Below are 15,923 nucleotides of genomic sequence, written 5' to 3' on the forward strand. Positions count from 1 at the left end.
CCAGTTCTGCGATGTCGGCAGCCAGTACCGCAGCGGCATTTACTGGCAGAACGAGACCGAGCACAAAATCGCCGAAGGCAGCCGGGACGCCTTGCTCAAAAGCGCCCGCTTCCCGGTGATCTACACCGAAGTGCAGGCCGCGTCGACCTTCTGGCCGGCCGAGGAATACCACCAGGATTATTACAAGAAGAACCCGATCCGCTATGCCTACTACCGCAACAGCTGCGGCCGCGATGCGCGGGTCCAGCAGGTGTGGGGCGAGCGCAAATGAGCGAGGTCGCCGGACGGACCTGCCCGCTACGTTACCGCTACGGCGCCGAAGCCATCGCCCGCTTGCCTGCCATCGAAGCGGAGACGCTCTACGTCGTCGGCGGCCTCTACGGCAACCGGCCGGCGCTCGATGCCATTGAAGCGATGGCAGCGCAGGAAGCCGGGCCGGTCACCGTCATTTTCAACGGCGATTTCAACTGGTTTAACGTCGATGCGGCCGGCTTTGCCGACATCAACCGCCGCGTGCTCGCCCACCATGCCATCGTCGGCAACGTCGAAGCCGAACTCGGCGTCGACGGCGCGGCGGCGGGTTGCGGTTGCGCCTATCCCGCACACGTCGACAGTGCCGTGGTCGAGCGCTCGAACCGCATTCACGCCCGGCTCAAGGCAACGGCCGCCTGCCATCCCGCCATTCTCGAACGCCTGGCGGCGCTGCCGATGATCGCCCGCTTCCAGGTTGGCGCAAGCCGTATTGGCATCGTGCACGGCGATGCTGATTCGTTGGCCGGTTGGCGCTTCGACGCAAGCGCCCTGGCCGATCCAGAAAACCGCCCGTGGATTGTCGATGCCTTCCGGCGCGCCGAGGTCGACATCTTCGCCTGCACCCACACCTGCCTGCCCGCCTTGCGCCGTTTCCCGCTCGGCGAAACGACCGGCATCGTCATCAACAACGGCGCCGCCGGAATGCCCAATTTCAAGGAAAAACGCTGCGGTTTGCTAACCCGGATCAGCATCCGTCCGCCGATCGGGGAAGCCTTTTATGGCGAGATCATCCAAGGCGTGCACGTCCATGCGCTGCCGATCCGCTACGACCACGCTGCCTGGCAGGCCGCTTTCCTGGCCAACTGGCCGGCCGGCTCGCCGGCCTGGCTGTCCTACTACCAGCGCATCATGCAGGGGCCGAACTTTGCGCTCGACGCCTGAACGCGAAAAGCAATTCGCCGACGCCAAATAAATTTCAAATCAGGCGTAAGAAATCGCGGCGTTCTCCGACTAATGGTTAGCAGTCGAAATAATTGATCGACTGTCCGGACACACCAACGTCCCAACCTCATCAGGAGATACCACCATGAACAAGACTCTGACCGCCGCCTCCCTCGCCCTCGCCTTTGGCGCCGCCATGACCATTGCCGCTGCCCCGGTTGCCGCCGCCGACATGGCCGACAAAGACAAATGCTTCGGCGTCGCCCTCAAGGGCAAGAACGATTGCAAGGCAGGCGCCGGCACCACCTGCGCCGGCACCTCGAAGATCGATCACCAGGGCAATTCCTGGTCGCTGGTCCCCAAGGGCACCTGCGAAAAGACCGTCTCCAAGACCTCGCCGACCGGCCACGGTCAACTCGCCGAATTCAAGGAAAAGAAGGCCTGATTTCCTGAACTGAAGCGGAGCGCCTGCCATGACGACTACCCCTTGTTTCATGTCGACAAATGCCGGCGTTCCTGTCGCCCGCGCCAGCACCTTGCCGGCGCGCGGCGGCCTCGGCCTCAAGCCCGAGCACTTCCGCACCATTCTTGAAACCCTGCCCGACCTCGGTTTTTTCGAGATTCATGCCGAGAACTACATGGTCGATGGCGGCCCATTCCATCACTACCTGACCCAGATTCGCAGCCACTACCCGCTGTCGATCCATGGCGTCGGCCTATCCATCGGCGGAGAAGGTCGGCTCGACGAAGAGCATCTGGATCGCCTGGCCGCGCTGATCACGCGCTACGAGCCGCAATCCTTTTCCGAACACCTGGCTTGGTCGAGCCACGGCGACACCTTTCTCAACGACCTGCTGCCGGCGCCTTACCACGCCGCCACGCTGCACCGCGTCTGCGATCACATCGACCGCGTTCACGAACGTCTGGGCCGGCGCATGCTGCTCGAAAACCCGGCCACCTATGTCGAATTCGCCGCCTCGACGCTGGCCGAAACCGATTTCATCGGCGAAGTCGTCAAGCGTACCGGCTGCGGCCTGCTGCTCGACGTCAATAACGTTTACGTCTCCTGCACCAACCATGGCCGCGATGCGCAGAACTACATTGACGCCTTTCCCCTGGCGGCGACGGCACAAATCCATCTCGCCGGCTTCGCCGAAGATGTCGATGCGGCCGGCGCCCCGCTGCTCATCGACAGCCACGGCGCACCGATTGCCCGGGCGGTCTGGGATCTTTACCGCTACACGCTGGAACGCAGCGGCCCACTGCCGACGCTGATCGAGCGCGATAACAACATTCCGCCCTTCCCGGTCTTGCTCGCCGAAGCACAACAGGCGGAAGAGCTGCTGCAAACCTGCCTGAGCGAGGCGGCAGCATGAGCCAGTTCGACTTCGCCAGCGCCCTGCTCGATCCGGATTTGCCCACCCCGGCCGGCTTGACCGCCTGGAACGGATCCGACCCGGCGCAACGCTTCCGGGTTTACCGCAACAACGTCATCGTCTCGCTGATCGACGCCCTGGCCGACACCTTCGAGGTGACGCAGCAACTGGTCGGCGAAGACTTCTTCCGGGCCATGGCGCGCCTCTATGCCTACGCCAATCCGCCGCAGTCGCGCTTGATGGCCTTCTACGGCGCCTCGTTCCCGGACTTCATCGAGACCTTCCCGCCCGCCGCCGCCCTGCCCTATCTGGCCGACGTGGCGCGGCTCGAATATCTCCGGGTCGTCGCCTATCACGCCGCCGACCTGCCGGGAGTCGGCGCCGATGCGGTCGCCATTGCCCTGTCCGACGAGACTGCCTTGCCGACACTGGGCATGACCTTGCATCCGTCGCTCGCCGTGCTGACCTCGGCCTCGGCCGTGGTGTCCCTATGGGCGGCTCACCAGGGCGTGCTTGAACTCTCCACTGTCACACCGGACATGCCGGAAACCGCCCTGATTCTGCGCCACGGCCTCGATGTCGAAGTCATGCAGATCCCGACCGTCGCAGGCACCTTCATCAACGCGCTGCAGGCGGGATACAGCCTCGGCACCGCTGCGGCGGACGCTGCGCTGATCGACGCCGAATTTGATCTGGTCAGCATTCTCGGTCTGCTGCTACAAAAATCAGCCATCACCGCTTTGCATTCTTCAAGGAGACTCTCATGAACTCCCCCGTTGCCAGCACCTGCACAGCACCGTCGTCAGCTGTCGCCCGCTTGATCGGCGGTATCGTTACCTTGTTTTCCCGTATTCCCGATTCGTTGATCGCGCTGGTTGGCCGCTTCTCGATTGCCGCCATCTTCTGGAAATCGGGCCAGACCAAAATTGAAGGCTTCGCCGTCGATCTCGTTTCTGGCGAATTCCAATTCGGCTGGCCGCATCTGTCGGACTCCGCCCTCGAACTGTTCCGCAGCGAATACCGCTTGCCACTGCTGCCGCCGGAATTGGCTGCGCCAATGGCCGCGTTCGGCGAACATTTTTTCCCGATCCTGATCCTGCTTGGCCTGGCCACGCGCTTCTCGTCACTCGCCTTGCTGGTCATGACCTTGACCATCCAGATCTTCGTCTATCCGGATGCCTACCCAACTCACGGCGTCTGGGCCACGGTCCTGCTCGTGCTGATCGCCCGGGGGCCGGGGAAAATATCGATCGATCACTGGCTGGCCAGGTGCTGCACAAAGGCAGCCTGACCGGCTCCTCCCCGGCTTGACGCAACCGGCGAGGCGCCAGACCCGACGCCTCATTTCATTTTTGGCGGAAAAATCGAGTTGACCGTAGCATTCGGAAGAATCCGCTGATACCGGAAAAATCGCCGCCATTTTTGCCGATACGTTGTCAGACAGGCTGGCGGAAACTTCAGCGCGGTAGGATGGGGATCGCGCTCATCGCGCTGCGTGTAAGAAATCAGCCGGCCATCCGACTAATAATCAAGCCGGGTACTTTTCATCCCTGGTTGCAAAACCCAAGGGAGCACTTCATGCAATTTCGCAAGCTGGCATTGGCATTGATCGTCGGATTGGCAATCGCCGGTTTCTTCGTCTTCGACCTCGGGCAATACCTCAATCTTCAGACGCTCAAGGAGCAACAGGCTGCCATCCAGGCTTTCCAGGCAAACAATCCGCTCCTCAGCGTTGCCGCGTATTTCGTCCTGTACGTCATCGCGACCGCCCTCTCCTTTCCGGGCGCCGCGCTCCTCACCCTGGCCGGTGGTGCCGTGTTCGGGTTGCTCTGGGGCACGGTGATCGTTTCCTTCGCCTCAAGCATCGGCGCCACCCTCGCCTTCCTGATGTCCCGCTTTTTGCTGCGCGACTGGGTGAGCCAGCGTTTTGGTCAACGCCTGGCAGCGATCGACGCGGGCGTTAAGCGCGAAGGGGCCTTCTACCTTTTTACCCTGCGCCTGGTCCCGGTGTTCCCTTTCTTCCTGGTCAACCTGCTGTTCGGCCTGACCGGCATGAAAACCCGCGCTTACTACTTCGCCAGCCAGCTCGGCATGTTGGCCGGCACGGTGGTTTACGTGAATGCCGGCACCCAATTGGCAAAGTTGGAGTCCCTGTCCGGCATCCTCTCGCCGGGCCTGCTCGGCTCGTTTGTCCTGCTCGGCATCTTTCCCCTGATTGCCCGCAAAATCGTGGAGATCGTTCGCATGAACAAGGTCTTTGCCAACTGGAAGAAGCCCGCCCGCTTCGACCGTAATCTGGTGGTCATCGGCGGCGGTAGCGCCGGTTTGGTCACTTCCTACATCGCTGCTGCCGTCAAGGCCAAGGTCACCCTGGTCGAAAAGCACAAACTGGGCGGCGATTGCCTGAACACCGGCTGCGTGCCCTCGAAGGCGCTGATCCGCTCGGCCAAATTCCTGTCGCATGTCACCCGTTCGCAGGAATTCGGCATCGCCTCAGCCAGCGCCAAGTTCGAATTCTCCGATGTCATGAAGCGCGTGCAGTCGGTGATCAAGACCGTAGAGCCGCATGATTCGGCCGAGCGTTACACCAAGTTGGGTGTTGATGTCGTGCAGGGCAGCGCCAAGATCGTTTCACCGTGGGAAGTTGATATTACCCGTGAGGATGGCAGCACCCAGCGCCTGACCACGCGCAGCATCGTTATCGCCACCGGCGCCCGACCTTTCGTGCCGCCGATTCCAGGTATCGAGGAAGTCGGCTATCTGACCTCGGACAACGTCTGGAACCTGCGCGAATTGCCCAAGCGGCTGGTCGTGCTCGGCGGCGGCCCGATCGGCTCGGAAATGACCCAGGCCTTCGCCCGGCTCGGCGCCAAGGTCACGCAAGTTGAAATGGCCCCACGCCTCCTGATGCGCGAAGACCCGGAAGTCTCCGAATTGGTCGCCCGGCGCTTCCAGGCGGAAGGCATCGACGTTCTGGTCAATCACCGCGCCAAACAGTTCGTCATCGACAACGGCGAGAAAATCCTGATCGCCGAACATGAAGGACGGGATGTCCGAATTGCCTTCGATGCCGTACTCGTGGCCGTCGGCCGCACCGCCAATCTCAAAGGCTTCGGTCTGGAAGAACTGGGCATTCCGACCGGGCGCACGGTCGACACCAACGAATTCCTGCAAACCAGTTACCCGAACATCTACGCTGCCGGCGATGTCGCCGGGCCCTTCCAATTCACCCATACCGCCGCCCATCAGGCCTGGTATGCCGCCGTCAATGCGCTGTTCGACCCTTTCAAAAAGTTCAAGGCCGATTACTCGGTGATCCCGTGGGCCACCTTCGTCGAGCCGGAAGTCGCCCGGGTCGGGCTGAACGAGCTGGAAGCGAAAGAAAAAGGCATCGCCTACGAAGTTACCACCTACGACATCGACGACCTCGACCGGGCGATTGCCGACAGTGAGGCGCACGGGTTTATCAAAGTGCTGACTGTGCCGGGCAAGGACAAAATCCTCGGCGTCACCATCGTCGGCGAACATGCCGGCGATCTGATCGCCGAATACGTCCTGGCTATCAAGCAAGGCATCGGGCTGAACAAGATCCTCGGCACCATTCACATCTACCCGACGCTGGCCGAAGCCAACAAGTACGTCGCCGGCAACTGGAAGAAAGCGCATGCGCCACAGCGGCTGCTGGTTTGGGTCGAACGTTTCCATGCCTGGCGGCGGGGTCAAAAATGAATTCGCTGGCACTTCGTGTCGGTAGCGGCTTGGGGCACTGGCTAAGCCAACCCCACCATCGCCATGGTGCCTCGCTACCGACGCACCTGGAACTGCTGGAGAAGACGCTCCGGCACGGCGATGTGCTTCTGGTCGAAGGCGAGACGCGGGTTAGCGTGGCGATCAAGTACCTGACCCAATCGACCTGGTCACACGCCGCGCTTTACGTAGGCGACGCGGCCGGGCTTGACAACTCGGGGGACTCTGCCCTGCGCTTTCTCGAAGCCGACATCATCGCTGGCGTTCGCCTGGTCGCAATTTCCGAGTTCGCCGGCCTGCACAGCCGCATCTGCCGACCCGTCGGTCTTTCCGACGATGATCGGCAGCACATCATCGCGTATGGACTGGCACGGGTTGGCCAGCAGTACGACCTAAAGAACGTCTTCGATCTCGCCCGTTATCTGTTCCCGACGCCACCCGTACCGCAACGCTGGCGACGCCGCATGTTGTCGCTGGGCAGCGGCGACCCGACGCGAGCCATCTGCTCGACGCTGATCGCGCAATGCTTCCAGTCGGTGCGCTATCCCATTCTGCCGAGTATCGAATTGCGCGCCACCGATCGTAAGGATTGCCCGGGTTGCATCGAGGAAATACTGCGGATTCGCCATCACAGCCTGTTCGTCCCGCGGGATTTCGATGTGTCGCCGTATTTTCAGGTGGTCAAGCCGACGCTGGAAAACGGTTTCGACTACCGTCGTCTAAACTGGGCCGACCGTTTGCCGGCGTCTGCCCCGATTGGAGTCACTCAATGAATTTTCGCTTCCCGGTCTATCTGTTCGGCCTGACCGTTTCCCTTGCAGCCGGGGCTGATCCGCTCTGGGTTGGACGATTCACCGAGGCCGACACCGCCATTCCGGCCCCGTGGAAAATCGAGCACCTTGACCCGCGCGTGGCGCCGACCGCATACGGCGTCCGTCTCTGGGACGGCGTGGTTGCCATTGAGGCCAAGGCAAAGAAAAGCATGGCCTTGCTGGGACGGAATCTCACGGTCGACCTGAAAAAAACGCCCATTTTGTGCTGGCAATGGCGGATCGACGCGCCGGTCGCGGCCGCCGACATGACCCGCAAATCCGGCGACGATTACGCCGCCCGGGTCTATCTGACCTTTACGGTGCCGCCGGAGCAACTGGGTTTCGCCACCCGCACCAAGCTCCGCCTGGCGCGGGCGATCTACGGCGGCCAGGTGCCGGATGCGGCACTGAATTACATCTGGGACAACCGCCACCCGATCGGCACCGTGCAGGACAACGCCTATACCGACCGGGCACGTATGCTGGTGCTGCGCTCCGGGGCGGGGCAGGCCGGCGCCTGGGTGCAGGAAAGGCGAAATGTGCTGGCCGATTTTCACCGGGCATTCGGCGGAATCGGTGGCGAATTGACTGGCTTGGCCATCGCTTCGGACACCGACAACACCGGCGGGGAAGCGCATGCCGGCTTTGCAGATTTCCGATTTGTCGAAACGGAAGAGGCCTGCCCGATCGCCAGGAACTGACCCCGACGGCAAGAATCCAGGCCGGTACACGACTAATAGACACCACCATGAATGCACCCTCGCTCTCCATCGTCATCCCCGTACTCAACGAAGCCGCCGGCATCGTTACGGCGCTTGAGCACCTGCAAGGCTTGCGCCGGCAAGGCGTGGAAGTCATCGTGGTCGATGGCGGCAGTAGCGATGCGACGGTCGAACGTGCCGGCCCCCTGGCCGATGGCGTGACGACATCCCGGCGCGGCCGAGGCCGGCAGATGAATGCCGGAGCCGCCATGGCGACCGGTGACGTGCTGCTGTTTCTGCATGCCGACACGCTTCTGCCGCCGTCCGCGCCGGATTTGATCGGGGAAGCCGTCGGCAACGGCGCCTGCTGGGGGCGCTTCGACGTGCGCATCGACGGTGCGTTGCGCGGCCTTGCCATGGTCGCCTTCATGATGAACTGGCGCTCGCGCCTGACCGGCATCGCGACGGGTGACCAGGCGATATTCGTGAGGCGCGAAGCGTTCGAACGCCACGGCGGATTCCCGGACATCCCCCTGATGGAAGACATTGTTTTTTCCAGCTGGATGCGGGAAGAAGCCCGCCCCGCCTGCCGCCCGGAAAAGGTCACGACCTCAGGCCGGCGCTGGGAAAAGCATGGCCTGCTGCGCACTATTCTCACCATGTGGGGGTTGCGCCTGCGCTTTTTCCTGGGCGCCAACCCGCACGACCTGGCACGGGAGTATGGCTATGTTGCCGATGAAACCTGAAAACCCGCCACGCATCGAGGTGGCGATCCTGGCCAAAGCGCCGCTTGCCGGCCTGGCCAAAACACGCCTGATTCCGCATCTGGGTGCCGACGGCGCGGCCGCCCTGCAAGACTGGCTGTTGCAGCGGACAGTGGCAGCTGCCGTGGTCGCCGATCTTGGCCCGGTCACCTTGTGGTGCGCCCCGGACATCGACCATCCGGCATTTGCCGTTTGCCGGGCATTTGGCCCGGTGGCGTTGCGCCGCCAGCCGGATGGCGACCTCGGCGAGCGCATGCATGCCGCCATCGCCGAGTCGTCGACTGCGGCCGGAACGTTGGTCATCGGCACCGATTGCCCGGTGCTCACCCCTGGCCTGTTGCGCCAGGCCGCCGCCGGTTTGCAGCAGCACGAGGCAACGGTCATTCCGGCCGAGGACGGCGGCTATGTCCTGATCGGCATGCGCTGCGCCAGCCGGCAGGTTTTTCAGGCGGTGGACTGGAGCACCGAGCGGGTAATGGCCCAAACCCGGTCTCGCCTGAGTGCCCTGAACTGGCGCTGGCAGGAGTTTTCGCCGCTGTGGGACGTCGACCGCAAGGAAGACTTCGCGCGCCTGGCGGAACGCTTTCCGGAGGTCCGCACGCTTGCCCATCAGCCAGCGGTAATCGCATGAAACACCTGGTTCTGGCCGGCAGCGGCCATGCTCATCTCCATGTTCTGAAAGCCTTGGCGGCGGGTCCGTGGCCGGGCGTCGATGTCACGCTGATTTCGCCCTACACGCGGCAGATCTATTCCGGCATGCTGCCCGGGTGGATGGCCGGTCATTACCGCCTGGATCAATGCGCCGCCGCCCTCGAGCCGCTCATCAAGGCGGCCAAGGTCCGTTTCATCCAGGATAGCGTGAGCGGCCTGAACGCCAGGCGGCGGGTAATTCATACCCTGCACTCAGGCGACATCGCCTATGACGCCCTGTCGCTGGATACCGGCGCTCAGGTCGATGCCTCCTGCCTGGCGGCCACCGGTGCCAAGCTGCTGACGATCCGTCCGATCGAGAGTTTTGTGGTCGACTGGACGCAGCAGATCAACCTCTTCAAGCAAGTAGGAAAGGCCAGCCTCGCCGTCGTTGGCGGCGGTGCGGCAGGGGTCGAGCTGGCCCTGGCCGCCCGTTATCGACTGAACCTCGAACTGGGTGCGAACAACGTACAGGTGATATTGATCGCTGGATCGGGGCTGTTGCCGGGGCACGGCCCGAGTATCGTCAGGCGGGTCGCCGACACCCTGGCGCGTCGTCAGATTAAAGTCGTTCGAGGGTATGCGGCGGGATCTTCATCCGGCCTTCAGTTGAGCGACGGCACAGCCATTCCAGTCGATTGCGTCATCGCTGCCACCGGCGTCAAGCCGGCGGCCTGGCTGGCCGATTCCCGGCTGGCGCTGGCGCCGGATGGCTTCATTGCGGTGCACGATGGGCAGCAAAGCGTCTCGCATCCGGAGGTCTTCGCGGCCGGCGATGTCGCATCGCGCATCGACGCTCCGCATGCCAAGTCGGGCGTTTATGCCGTGCGTGCCGGTCCTGTCCTGGCCAGCAACCTGAATCGCGTATTGAATGGCCTGACGCCGCTGGCTTACCAACCGCAAAAGCGCAGCCTTTACTTGCTGGCCACCGGCCCCAAGGAGGCCATCATGTCGTGGGGCGGCCTCTCGGCCGCGGGCGGCTGGGCCTGGAAATGGAAGGATAGTATCGACCGCCGTTTCATGCGGCAGTACGATCTCAACCCGGAGACCGGATTGGGAGAGAAACATGAGCCTGCTTAAAGAAATTGGTCAGCTTTTCGCTGGCCAAGAAGAAAGCCAGGGTAATTACCAGGAAGACCTGTTGCGCAGCCTGCTCGTCATGGCCTGGATGGTCGAGGCGCGCGACCCTTACACCGGCGGCCATTTGTGGCGGGTCTCCCGGTTTTCACGCGTGCTGGCCAGCGAACTCGATCTGCCGGACAGCGATGTGGCACGCATCAGCCTGGGCGGTTTCCTGCACGACCTCGGCAAGGTCGGCGTTCCGGATCAGATCCTGAACAAGAAAGACCGCCTCACCGACGACGAGTACGAGGTCATCAAAACACATCCGGATGTCGGCTGGCGAATGCTGGCCGGGCACCCGTTGGCCCGGCTCGCCGAAACGGCCATCCGGGCGCACCACGAAATGCCGAACGGCAAGGGTTACCCGCGCGGTCTCGCCAGCCCGGACATTCCGCTCGATGCGCGCATCGTCGGCATCTGCGATGCCTTCGACGCAATGACCAGCACCCGGCCCTATCGTCGCGGCATGCCTATCGAGAAAGCCCTGGCAATCATCGAGGAAAATCTCGGCGGCCAGTTCGACCAGACTTTTGGCGAACGCTTCGTCGCGCTGGGCAAGGCAGGCGCACTGCACCACATCGTCGGTCACAGCGATGACGGCATCCCGCTACACGAGTGCATGATGTGCGGTCCGACCCTGGTCCTGCGCAAGGGGCAACAGGCAGGCGATCATATCTATTGCCGCAGTTGTAGCGGCGAATACGTGACCGCGCTGGAAGCCGGGCAACTGGTTACCAAACCCACCGGCAAGATGGGCAAACCGCAGGACGTGGAACCGGAGGCTGATACCGAATTGATCAGCCGCCTGGTTCGTGAATCCGCTCACGCCCTCCTGACGTGAACCACAGGGCATTTATGAGCAGAATCTTGGACACGGCTTTCAAGCGCTCGATCGTTCAGGCAGCGATCAAGGTGGCCATGGTGGTCGGCACGATATTGAACCTGATCAATCAGGGCGGCCGACTGTTTGATGGCTTGCCGCTCTCCTGGTTTCAGGTCGGCCTGAATTATCTGGTGCCGTACTGCGTCTCCAGTTACAGCGCCGCGCGCAACGAAATGAGCCGCAATGAGGAAAAGGCATGAATGCTGGCGTAAACCTGCTGACCAACGATGGTTATCTGGAAGAGATTCGTCGCGACATGATCAAGTTCGCCCATCTGCAACTGCGGGATGAAGCGCAGGCTGAAGATGTGGTTCAGGAAGCACTGGTCGCTGCCCTGGGCAACACCCGGGAATTTGCCGGGCGGTCGGCGCTGAAAACCTGGATTTTTGCCATCCTGAAAAACAAGATCGTCGATCTGATCCGCCTGCAAGCCCGTACCACCAACGTTTCCGCGCTATCGGCCGAAGAAGAAAGTATGGATCAGGCTTTCGAATCGCTGTTCAAGAGCAATGCCCACTGGACGCCGGGGGCGCGGCCGAACAACTGGGGCGATCCTGAAGAATCCCTGCGCGAACAAGGTTTCTGGGAGGTCTTTGATGCCTGCCTCAAGCACCTGCCGGAAAACACCGCCCGCGTCTTCATGATGCGGGAATTCCTTGAGTTCGAGACCGCCGAGGTTTGCCAGGCGTTGAGTCTCACGACCAGCAACTGCAATGTCATCCTGCACCGGGCGCGCAACGGCTTGCGACGCTGCCTGGAATCGAACTGGTTTTCTGCTGGAGAGCAGCCATGCTGAGCTGTAAGGAAGTCACCCATTTGCTATCCGAAGCACAGGACAGAAAACTCACCCTCTCCGAAAAGATGCACCTGGAAATGCACTTGGCCATGTGCAAAGGATGCTCGAATTTCAAGGGCCAGATGAAATTCTTGCGAGAGGCTTGCCTGCGCTACGTAAAGGCCCGGAGCAACGGAGACGAGTAAGTCGGCGGAAAACCGTCGACGCAGCGGAGAGGAATCACTCAGCGCCGACCTTGGCCAGGAAGCCCGACGGCACCGAGACGGCCTGGCGGGCGGTGTAGTCGAAGAACATGATGCCGTGCTTGCCGCGCGCCACTTCGCGGCCGCTGGCTTTGTCGCTGAGGCGCCAGACCAGGTCGCAGCCGTATTTGTTGAAGTCGTTGGCGCCCATCTCGACGACCAGCGTTTCGCCGTGGAAGGCTTCCGACCGGTATTGCGCGGCGACATCGGCGACGACGATGCCAACGCCCTCGACATCGAGTTCGGTGTAGCCCAGCGATTTGAAAAAACGCACGCGTGCTTCGGAGACCAGCGAGATGAGCTGGGCGTTATCAAGGTGGTGACCGTAGTTGATGTGGCCGATATAAATAGGAATATCGGTCGAAAAGCTGAAGCGCTCAGGAAGTTCAATCTTGATGCGGGGCATGGTGGTGACGCCTGGTAAATGGGTGAATCCGGATTCTACGGACAGGATCAGGGCACGGCCAGCGGTCCACGCGTCGCATTGCGGCTAAACTGATGGCCCCGGCGACTGGCCAGCCAGCGCCATCAACCGCCCGCCCGACACTTGTTCGCCGGGCACGCCTGGCAGGATTGCAATTGAGTTTTCTCTCGACCGTCGTCAAATTCCTGACGCTCCCATTGGCCACGGCCAATTATCGCCAACAGTTGCCACGCACACTGGTCGCCCTCGGGGTCGATGGCACCTTGCTGGCCTTCGCGCTGCTCGCTTACATGTTGGTGACGGTACTCCCCGGGCTGCCGCCGCTCGACATCGTGACCGACTATCGGCCGAAAATTCCACTCCGCATCTACACGGCCGATGGTGCGCTGCTCGGTGAATTCGGCGAAGAACGCCGCGTCTTCGTACCGATCGAGGAAATCCCGCAGATCATGAAAGATGCCTTGCTGGCCATCGAGGATTCGCGCTTTTATGAGCATGGCGGCGTCGATTACCGGGGCGTCACGCGGGCGCTGGTCGCCGATCTGACCGGCGGATTTCATCAGGGCGCGTCGACGATCACCATGCAGGTGGCGCGCAATTTCTTCCTGACCCGGGAAAAAACCGTTAAGCGCAAGTTGACCGAAGCACTGCTCGCCTACCGCATCGAATCGGCGCTGACCAAGGACCAGATCCTTGAGCTGTACATGAACCAGATTTATCTCGGCCAGCGTACCCACGGCTTCGCCAGCGCCGCCCGCACCTATTTCAACAAAACCTTGCCCGAGCTGACGCTGGCTGAAGCGGCCATGCTCGCCGGCATTCCGCAAAACCCCGCCAAGCACAATCCGGCAGTCAATCCGGTTCGCGCCAAGGCCCGCCAGGGGCTGGTCCTCAAGCGCCTGCGCGCGCTGGGCAAAATCACGGATGGGCAATTCGCCGAGGCGGTGGCCCAGCCCCTCAAGATCAGCGACCGGCAATTATTAACCGTGCATGCCGACCACGTCGCCGAAATGGTGCGTCAAGAGGTCTTCGCGCAATTCCAGGACGAGACCTACACGCGCGGCATCAACGTTTTCACGACGCTCAACGGTGGCGAGCAGAACGTTGCCTACAACGCGCTGCGCAGCAACGTACTGGCCTACGACCAGCGCCACGGCTACCGCGGCCCGGAAGGTTTCGTCGATCTGCCGACGGAGGCCGACGAGCGCGACGACGCCATCGACCGCATCCTGACCAAGCACCCGAACAGCGACAACCTGATCGCCGCCGTCGTCACCGAAGTCTCCGGCAAGAAAGTCCGAGCCGAACCGGCCACCGGCGACACCATCGAGATCAGCGGCGACGGCCTGCGCTTTGTCGCCCGCGCCCTGCAGGCCAATGCCAAGGCAGCGCAGATTCGCATCGGCTCGGTCATCCGCGCCAGCCGCGACGCCAAGGGACGGTGGTCGATCAGCCAGATGCCCGAGGTCGAAGCGGCCTTTGTCGCCCTCAACGCCGAGGATGGTGCCTATCGCGCCCTGGTCGGCGGCTTCGATTTTTCGCGCAAGCAGTTCAACCACGTCACCAGCGCCTGGCGCCAGCCGGGATCGAGCATCAAGCCCTTCATCTATTCGGCGGCGCTGGAAAAAGGCTATTCGCCGGCCACGCTGGTCGAGGATGCGCCGCTTTCGCTGCCCACCGGTGACAACGGCAAGACCTGGGAGCCGCAAAACGACGATGGTTACGATGGCCCGATCAGCCTGCGCCAAGCCCTCGCCCGCTCGAAAAACGTCGTCGCCGTGCGCCTTTTGCGGGCGATCACGCCGCAATACGGGCGCGATTATCTGGGGCGCTTCGGCTTCGATGCCAGCAAGCATCCGGCCAATCTGACCATGACCCTGGGCAGCGGTTCGGTCACCCCCCAGCAGATGGCCGCCGCCTATGCCGTGTTCGCCAATGGCGGCTACAAAGTCACGCCGCACCTGATCGATAAAATCACCGACAGCCGCGGCAACGTGCTTCAGGAAACGCCGCAGCCGCCCGTTCGCCAGGATGAACAACGGGTCATCGACGGCCGCAACGCCTTCATCATGGACAGCATGCTGCGCGAAGTTGCCCATACGGGCACCGGCGCCCTGGCCGGCCAGCGCCTCGGGCGCCCCGACGTAGCGGGCAAGACGGGAACGACCAGCGACGCCATCGATGGCTGGTTTGCCGGCTACGCCAGTGATGTCGTCGCCGTTGCCTGGATGGGCTTCGACCAACCCAAATCGCTGGGTGGCCGCGAGTTTGGCGCGACCCTGGCGCTGCCCATCTGGATCGACTACATGCGCCAGGCGCTGGCCGGCAAGCCGGTTGCCGAACGCCCAGCCCCGCCGGGCGTTACCTTCGTCAACGGCGACTGGCTCTACGACGAATTCAACGGCGACAGCGGCATCAAGGAACTCGACATCGAATCGCTGCCGAGCATGGTCAGGGACTTTTTCAAGCGCCTGGGAATCTGACTTTCACGCCACCGGCCAACGCCAGATAAAATTCACCCCGACATCAACGGATTTCCACCATGAGCTCAATCGACCACAAACGCCTCGACAAGATCGTCGCCGATGCCCGCCAGGCAGCCGACCGGCGCGCCGAGGGCTACCGCGAACGCGCCCTCAAAATCTATCCGTGGATCTGCGGCCGCTGCGCCCGTGAATTCACCACGACCAATCTGCGCGAACTGACCGTGCACCATCGCGACCACAATCACGACAACAACCCGAACGATGGCAGCAACTGGGAACTGCTCTGCATCTACTGCCACGACAACGAGCACCAGAAGCAGATCGAGGCCGACCGCGGCTACACCGACACCAGCGCCAAGCGCGGTGGCGGCGCCACGCACAACCCGTTCGCCGCGCTGCAAGGCCTGCTCAAGAAGGACTGAGGCGCCATGGCGTTGAAATAACCGACGAATTCACCGCCGTGTTCAGAAATGCCACGGTCAACGCCAAAATTGCCTCTATTTTTGTACGCCAGATGAGCGGCGGCCGGGCCATCCGCGGGGAATCATCGTCACTCAGCTCGGCTGCCCTCGCGCTCCAGCGCTGCGCGTCGGATCAGCCGTAAAGTTTCCGAATAGCTGTCGTGATTTAGTGACACTGCAACTCCATGTAAACGCAGGGAAAGGCGTGGATTTACCGCCAACGCT

19 protein-coding genes are annotated in these 15,923 nt (G+C 62.3%); 18 read left to right on the top strand and 1 reads right to left on the bottom strand.

What is annotated here, in order from left to right:
- From ADADOO_RS00605 to ADADOO_RS00680, 16 genes are all read left to right on the top strand, one after another.
- Window positions 1-271 (top strand): peptide-methionine (S)-S-oxide reductase (locus tag ADADOO_RS00605; RefSeq protein WP_511274225.1); only part of this gene is annotated, 271 nt, incomplete at its 5' end.
- Window positions 268-1,194: a metallophosphoesterase family protein gene (locus tag ADADOO_RS00610; RefSeq protein ID WP_511274226.1), complete on the top strand. Its 927-nt coding sequence runs from the start codon at window positions 268-270 to the stop codon at window positions 1,192-1,194. The genes ADADOO_RS00605 and ADADOO_RS00610, both read left to right, overlap by 4 nt.
- 145 nt (window positions 1,195-1,339) lie before the next feature.
- Window positions 1,340-1,639, top strand: a complete 300-nt coding sequence (locus ADADOO_RS00615; RefSeq protein ID WP_511274227.1) for a BufA1 family periplasmic bufferin-type metallophore — start codon at window positions 1,340-1,342, stop codon at window positions 1,637-1,639.
- 28 nt (window positions 1,640-1,667) lie between these two features.
- A complete protein-coding gene (gene bufB / locus ADADOO_RS00620; RefSeq protein ID WP_511274228.1) occupies window positions 1,668-2,570 on the top strand; it encodes an MNIO family bufferin maturase in 903 nt (300 codons plus the stop codon).
- Window positions 2,567-3,337 (top strand): HvfC/BufC N-terminal domain-containing protein, encoded by a 771-nt coding sequence (locus ADADOO_RS00625; protein ID WP_511274229.1) that lies wholly within the window; start codon window positions 2,567-2,569, stop codon window positions 3,335-3,337. Before bufB ends, ADADOO_RS00625 begins: the two co-directional genes overlap by 4 nt.
- A complete protein-coding gene (locus ADADOO_RS00630) occupies window positions 3,334-3,861 on the top strand; it encodes a DoxX family protein (protein ID WP_511274230.1) in 528 nt (175 codons plus the stop codon). Before ADADOO_RS00625 ends, ADADOO_RS00630 begins: the two co-directional genes overlap by 4 nt.
- 287 nt (window positions 3,862-4,148) lie before the next feature.
- A complete protein-coding gene (locus tag ADADOO_RS00635) occupies window positions 4,149-6,299 on the top strand; it encodes a dihydrolipoyl dehydrogenase family protein (RefSeq protein ID WP_511274231.1) in 2,151 nt (716 codons plus the stop codon).
- A complete protein-coding gene (locus ADADOO_RS00640; protein WP_511274232.1) occupies window positions 6,296-7,090 on the top strand; it encodes a YiiX/YebB-like N1pC/P60 family cysteine hydrolase in 795 nt (264 codons plus the stop codon). The genes ADADOO_RS00635 and ADADOO_RS00640 overlap by 4 nt, the downstream gene beginning before the upstream one ends.
- Window positions 7,087-7,830 (top strand): DUF3047 domain-containing protein, encoded by a 744-nt coding sequence (locus tag ADADOO_RS00645; RefSeq protein ID WP_511274233.1) that lies wholly within the window; start codon window positions 7,087-7,089, stop codon window positions 7,828-7,830. Before ADADOO_RS00640 ends, ADADOO_RS00645 begins: the two co-directional genes overlap by 4 nt.
- Before the next feature lie 47 nt (window positions 7,831-7,877).
- Window positions 7,878-8,576, top strand: coding sequence for a TIGR04283 family arsenosugar biosynthesis glycosyltransferase (locus ADADOO_RS00650; RefSeq protein ID WP_511274234.1), 699 nt, complete (start codon window positions 7,878-7,880; stop codon window positions 8,574-8,576).
- A complete protein-coding gene (locus tag ADADOO_RS00655) occupies window positions 8,566-9,225 on the top strand; it encodes a TIGR04282 family arsenosugar biosynthesis glycosyltransferase (protein ID WP_511274235.1) in 660 nt (219 codons plus the stop codon). The genes ADADOO_RS00650 and ADADOO_RS00655 overlap by 11 nt, the downstream gene beginning before the upstream one ends.
- A complete protein-coding gene (locus ADADOO_RS00660) occupies window positions 9,222-10,364 on the top strand; it encodes a slr1591 family oxidoreductase (protein WP_511274236.1) in 1,143 nt (380 codons plus the stop codon). Before ADADOO_RS00655 ends, ADADOO_RS00660 begins: the two co-directional genes overlap by 4 nt.
- Window positions 10,351-11,247, top strand: coding sequence for an HD-GYP domain-containing protein (locus ADADOO_RS00665; RefSeq protein ID WP_511274237.1), 897 nt, complete (start codon window positions 10,351-10,353; stop codon window positions 11,245-11,247). Before ADADOO_RS00660 ends, ADADOO_RS00665 begins: the two co-directional genes overlap by 14 nt.
- A gap of 14 nt (window positions 11,248-11,261) precedes the next feature.
- Window positions 11,262-11,489 carry a nitrate/nitrite transporter NrtS gene (gene nrtS, locus ADADOO_RS00670; RefSeq protein ID WP_511274238.1) on the top strand — a complete coding sequence of 76 codons (228 nt, stop codon included), beginning with the start codon at window positions 11,262-11,264 and terminating at the stop codon, window positions 11,487-11,489.
- The gene (locus tag ADADOO_RS00675) at window positions 11,486-12,085 is read left to right on the top strand and encodes a sigma-70 family RNA polymerase sigma factor (RefSeq protein WP_511274239.1); all 600 of its coding nucleotides are present in this window, start codon (window positions 11,486-11,488) and stop codon (window positions 12,083-12,085) included. The genes nrtS and ADADOO_RS00675 overlap by 4 nt, the downstream gene beginning before the upstream one ends.
- Window positions 12,079-12,270, top strand: a complete 192-nt coding sequence (locus tag ADADOO_RS00680; RefSeq protein ID WP_511274240.1) for a zf-HC2 domain-containing protein — start codon at window positions 12,079-12,081, stop codon at window positions 12,268-12,270. The genes ADADOO_RS00675 and ADADOO_RS00680 overlap by 7 nt, the downstream gene beginning before the upstream one ends.
- A 34-nt stretch (window positions 12,271-12,304) precedes the next feature.
- Here the strand turns inward: ADADOO_RS00680 and ADADOO_RS00685 are convergent, their stop codons facing one another.
- Window positions 12,305-12,733 (bottom strand): acyl-CoA thioesterase, encoded by a 429-nt coding sequence (locus tag ADADOO_RS00685; protein WP_511274241.1) that lies wholly within the window; start codon window positions 12,731-12,733, stop codon window positions 12,305-12,307.
- 173 nt (window positions 12,734-12,906) lie between these two features.
- On the opposite strand from ADADOO_RS00685, the gene ADADOO_RS00690 reads away from it, so the two are divergent.
- Together ADADOO_RS00690 and ADADOO_RS00695 are read left to right on the top strand one after the other, a co-directional pair.
- On the top strand, window positions 12,907-15,234 hold the full coding sequence (locus ADADOO_RS00690) for a penicillin-binding protein 1A (protein WP_511274242.1): 2,328 nt from the start codon (window positions 12,907-12,909) through the stop codon (window positions 15,232-15,234).
- Window positions 15,235-15,293: 59 nt separating this feature from the next.
- Window positions 15,294-15,659, top strand: coding sequence for a YajD family HNH nuclease (locus ADADOO_RS00695; protein ID WP_511274243.1), 366 nt, complete (start codon window positions 15,294-15,296; stop codon window positions 15,657-15,659).
- Window positions 15,660-15,923: the final 264 nt, after the last annotated feature.

Source organism: Azonexus sp. (assembly GCF_036170495.1).
Taxonomy (GTDB): Bacteria; Pseudomonadota; Gammaproteobacteria; order Burkholderiales; family Rhodocyclaceae; genus Azonexus.